Annotated in this window: 6 protein-coding genes; 4 read left to right on the top strand and 2 right to left on the bottom strand. The window is 47.8% G+C overall.

Annotated features, from left to right (window positions below):
• Positions 1–457: hypothetical protein (locus HED65_RS22385; RefSeq protein ID WP_168112426.1), on the top strand; the 457-nt coding region annotated here is incomplete at its 5' end.
• 18 nt (positions 458–475) lie between these two features.
• Here the strand turns inward: HED65_RS22385 and HED65_RS22380 are convergent.
• A complete protein-coding gene (locus HED65_RS22380) occupies positions 476–853 on the bottom strand; it encodes a helix-turn-helix domain-containing protein (RefSeq protein WP_114980187.1) in 378 nt (125 codons plus the stop codon).
• Positions 854–982: 129 nt separating this feature from the next.
• Here HED65_RS22380 and HED65_RS22375 point away from each other — a divergent pair, with 129 nt between their 5' ends.
• Positions 983–1,567, top strand: coding sequence for a hypothetical protein (locus HED65_RS22375; RefSeq protein ID WP_114980186.1), 585 nt, complete (start codon positions 983–985; stop codon positions 1,565–1,567).
• Here the strand turns inward: HED65_RS22375 and HED65_RS22370 are convergent.
• The gene (locus HED65_RS22370) at positions 1,564–1,785 is read right to left on the bottom strand and encodes a hypothetical protein (RefSeq protein WP_114980185.1); all 222 of its coding nucleotides are present in this window, start codon (positions 1,783–1,785) and stop codon (positions 1,564–1,566) included. The genes HED65_RS22375 and HED65_RS22370 overlap by 4 nt on opposite strands.
• A gap of 56 nt (positions 1,786–1,841) precedes the next feature.
• On the opposite strand from HED65_RS22370, the gene HED65_RS22365 reads away from it, so the two are divergent.
• Together HED65_RS22365 and HED65_RS22360 are read left to right on the top strand one after the other, a co-directional pair.
• A complete protein-coding gene (locus HED65_RS22365) occupies positions 1,842–2,771 on the top strand; it encodes a putative endonuclease domain-containing protein (RefSeq protein WP_114980184.1) in 930 nt (309 codons plus the stop codon).
• Between the two features lie 635 nt (positions 2,772–3,406).
• Positions 3,407–4,027 (top strand): recombinase family protein, encoded by a 621-nt coding sequence (locus tag HED65_RS22360; protein ID WP_114980183.1) that lies wholly within the window; start codon positions 3,407–3,409, stop codon positions 4,025–4,027.
• Positions 4,028–4,699 lie beyond the last annotated feature (672 nt).

Below are 4,699 nucleotides of genomic sequence, written 5' to 3'. Positions count from 1 at the left end.
TTTCGATAAAGTAGAACGTAATGCCAATGCCCGGAAAGAAAGTGAAGAAGCCTTTAAACGTGATGTGTTAGCGTTTCAAGAAGAGACAAAAGCACTGCTTATGGAGATAAAGGATTGGTTCGATGGGTCGCCAGTTACGTCTAGTGTAGGCACAACACAAGTGACCGAGAACACCACCAGATTTGAAGTATCAAATCTCACCTTAAAAAATGGTGATAAAACACTAACAATCGTCCCTGAAGGACTTTATTACTTCGGTGTAAAAGGTTGTCTCGAAGCAACAATTAACAACCCAAATAGTTCACCGAGCACATCGAAATTCAAGCTTCACTGGAAAGATAGTGTCAGCCAACTGCCAGGATGGGTTATTGTCTCTGGTAGTCTAGGTCGCACTCCAGCTGAACGAACCTCGTTCAATCAGGAAAACTTCTTCAAGACGATTATTGCATTTGCTTGATGAGCTAAGGGCTGGCTCTCAGCCCTTCATCTTCCGTCGCTCTCTGACCCACTCAAGAACACTCAACTCTGTCTTCTCAGGGGATGGTAACGCCAGCTGTCCTTGCAACTCATCGACCTTACTCGTCAACGCACTAATTTGTGCTTGAAGTTGTGACATTTCAGCCAGTAAAAGTGTGACATATTCAGGCTGTTCTTCATGTGATCCAGTGGATACTTCCTTTGGTTCAGGCTGTGACAGAGCACCGTAAACCCGCAGTAATTCACTGGTTTCAATAACCGTATTATCACCATCTGTCACACTAGCGGAAAGCTTACCAGCCTTGATGTGCCGATAAATTGTCCGCCGCGTGACACCAGCTAACTTTGCGGCCTCAGTGACACTGTGACTCGCCATGTGACACCACCTGCATTAATTGAGTGATCGTAAGTGACATGATCACATGATGTCACACCACTCTCCCACCGGCAAATTACGGCTAATATCACCCCATAGAGCAACAGAAACCAAATGTAAGGAGGCTACATGTACGAGAATTACACCAGAGCACTTCTGGTATTGGATGTACTGGAGAGAACCTGTGAAAAGCTCCAGCGAAACCAGCGAGTAAAGCTTAAATCGGTTCTAACTAGGAAAGGGCTGCTTGCTGAACCATCAGTAGCCTATCTAATGGATTCGTTACGGCCGAAAGAAGCTAAAAGGTTCTGTGTCGCGATGTCGACAATTGAAAGTCACATGTCGCGGCTAAATACAGCAGACAGGATTTTTGTCAGTACAGAAGCCCCGGCAACGAAAGGCTTCTACATGGCACACCTTCGTGACCATCCAACCATCATAGAGCTGGCTCGCCGGATGATGATCGGCGAACGACGCTTCACAGACGTTGATCCGCAACTGGTAGACGTTGCATCAAACTTAGCGAGTAGCCCTACGTGGTGTGTCAGAGTGCTAATCCCCAGCATCGACCCACGGAAAGCGACAATTATCATCAGCAAGCTATCGTCGTTGCTTTTCCGGGCACTAGAACGCATTAAAGGGGAGCCAGTACCACAGCAATACGTAGCCCAACTTCAGCGAATGAGCTACGAATTACAGCAAATGAGGTACTAAAACACATACCAGCCGTTAGGAATTTGCTTCAGATAACCTCTATAGACCAGCTCGTCTAACGCTGGTCTATAGTCATCCCATCCAGCATTGCCGCCAGCCACATACTGCCACCAGAACACACTGACAAACGTCGATTCCGGAGGGAAATCCCCATAACGGCAGAATGGCTGTAGTTTCCCAAATCGTATATCTTGCCAAATATCATCACTGACACTCATAAAATCCTCCTTAAAGGGTTGTTGTATTTGTATTTATTTATCAAACAGGAGGCATTTTGTTACTCAAACCAACGGCACTAAGAACAGATGGCCGGACATATCAAGTATTCCTGCCACATATCATCAGCGAACTCCCAGAACGACACAGCAAAAGGCCATCCCAATGGTTCAAGGCTGCATTGACACGCCTTCAGGGGGCCCCAGCCGAACTGCAAGAACTGTGCACGCCAAAGCTTATTTCCGGCGAGTGGAATCACCGTACAGATTGGATTTCGGCATTTGACGCTCTGGCCTTGCTTTCCAGTAGTCCTGATAGCTACCAGAACGATGATCTCATCAACGAAATCGAAGATAAAACAGGGTTAAAACTCCCTGTCCCGCCTGGAAAAAGTAAGCATGAGGCCTTATTTGGCGGGCTGCTCATAGAAACCCTTAAACGCATTTCAGAAACCAGCGGTAGACAATTCAGCGTCATCACGCAGAAGCATTTCAACGGCAGGAGATACCGCGTAGATTTTCTTGTCACGCTCGAAGGAATAAAGCGTAACGCTCCAACAAAGACATACATCATTGAGTTTGATGAGGCATTTCATGCAGAGAAGCGGCAGCGAGAAAGGGATATTGAGCGTGACAGATGGTTTAGAAAGCATGAGAAAACCCTAGACCTCATCCGAGTAGAGCATGAACACCAAGACAACTGGCTTAAATGCCTTGAAGGTATCGGAGAACCACGCCCAATCGAGCACTATTACGCTCACTGCATCCGAGTTGCCAGTGAGATTAGGTCGAAAACGGAGCGGGTTATTACCGGGGAGTCATCAAAAGCGGCCTACGACCCGGCGAAAAATGGCTGTTCCTGCCTGCTAAAACGCGATAAACGCCGCCTGAATGAGTTGTCGTCCATCATGGAAAAGCTAAACATTCCATTCAGAGCAACCGATCGGCTGTTCGTAACCCGACGCACCCCCAGTAAATACGGGCTTTAATCGCAAAAATTACATGAAAAGTTACAACGAAATGTTGATGCACTGCGATTTTATGGGTGCTCAAACGTTGTAACCTCTGTAACCCCACCTCAAGACCCTTATATAGATATTTACTCCTTATTAATTATTAACTTGCCTTCTGTTCCCTTACGGGGTTTCTCTTCATTGTATTTACTTACGCTGCAACCAAATCAGCAACTCCAGCCATAAGATGAAATCTGGCCTAACTCACCGCACTACATCCAGCCAAAAGCCGTATAGAACCAACAAATTCGTGAACTACAGGTATCAGAATCACATACCAAATGAAGCCACACCCAAAATACACTCATCAGAAGCCACCAGACGCTCTGTAAGGCGATGAGTGAAATATTCACACCCAAACCTAGATGCACACTACAGAGGCTCTCAAAATGCGATTCATGACGTTATTCAGGCATGCACTGATGGCAGCAGCAACGGCATTCCTTGCCGCCATCATCGACGGACTTTCCGGCACTATCTGACCCGATCACTATGGGTATACCTCAGCTATAGCGGCTTTACCCCCTCCAAAACCGGTACATTTAGACCCCGACAATGACTCAAAATGCACCATCACCATTCTGATACACCAAATTGACACAGAGGACGATATGAGAACCTACACCTACCTGCGGGCATCAACCGCCGAACAAAACGCCGCCCGGGCATCACAATCACTGGAAGCTTTCGCGGCAGAGCACGGGCTAACCATCGCCGCAAACTTCATCGAGAACGTATCCGGTGCATCGCTACAGCGTCCAGAACTATTCCGGCTGCTGGCAGTGGCTCAGGCTGGTGACATTCTGCTAGTTGAACAGATCGACCGTCTCAGCCGCCTCGATGCTGACGATTGGGAACGCCTCAGAGGCGTAATCCAGAGCAAGGGAATCAGGATAGTCGCTCTGGATCTGCCAACAAGCTATCTGCAACTACAATCCGGAAACGATGAATTCATGCGTTCGATGATGAATGCCATCAACGGGATGATGCTAGATATGCTCGCCGCCATATCCCGCAAGGACTACACCGACCGCCGTCGTCGCCAAGCTCAAGGCATCGAGAAGGCTAAAGAAATGGGACTCTACAAAGGGCGACAGCCAGATTTGGAAAAGCATGAGCACATTCGGACGCTGATCTCTCAGGGGAACTCGCAGAGAAAGGTCGCTAGGATGCTGGGCTGTGCCGTGGGAACGGTAAGAAATGCACTTAATGCGGAGAAAACAATGGGATGATCAACCCTCAAATGTACAAAAGCCCCGTGACAGAATCACAGGGCTTCGGTACTCTAATTCTTGCAGATGCCTGCCAGGATCAGACTTCGACAATCCAATCCTAGCAGGGCTGGCTAGCTATGTCACTACCAGCTTAATACCATTCAACGACATTAAACCCACATCTGCACCCTTGAAACTCAGGTCTACGCCCCGGACTCCGGCAGGATAAACAGGCAAACGGTGGGAACCTAACCAGCACGGGAAAGATGCTGGCTCTGCCCGGTCTCACGTTAACCAATAACGTACCTGATAAAGTGAGCTTCAAGGAAGCTATTGCGGTGATGTGTAATTGCCACGGTCTGGCTCATCACCCACACAATCCGAACCAAAAAGAACGGCCTGACGCTGGTCGCTCCGCTCCCGTTTTCTGGTGTACCCACCACGGGGGCATTAGGTATCTTATTGCTACTTCCTGTCCGTTACTTATTGAAACAACGAACAATCCACCCAATATCGTTGATACCCTAAAAAGAGGATTTAAAGATGTCAGCAAAAGACGCGTTTTTCGATAAAGTAGAACGTAATGCCAATGCCCGGAAAGAAAGTGAAGAAGCCTTTAAACGTGATGTGTTAGCGTTTCAAGAAGAGACAAAAGCACTGCTTATGGAGATAAAGGATTGGTTCGATGGG

Origin of the sequence: Pantoea sp. LS15, from assembly GCF_012241585.1 — a bacterium.
Taxonomy (GTDB): Bacteria; Pseudomonadota; Gammaproteobacteria; order Enterobacterales; family Enterobacteriaceae; genus Enterobacter.
This window is presented reverse-complemented; position numbering and strand designations above follow the sequence as displayed.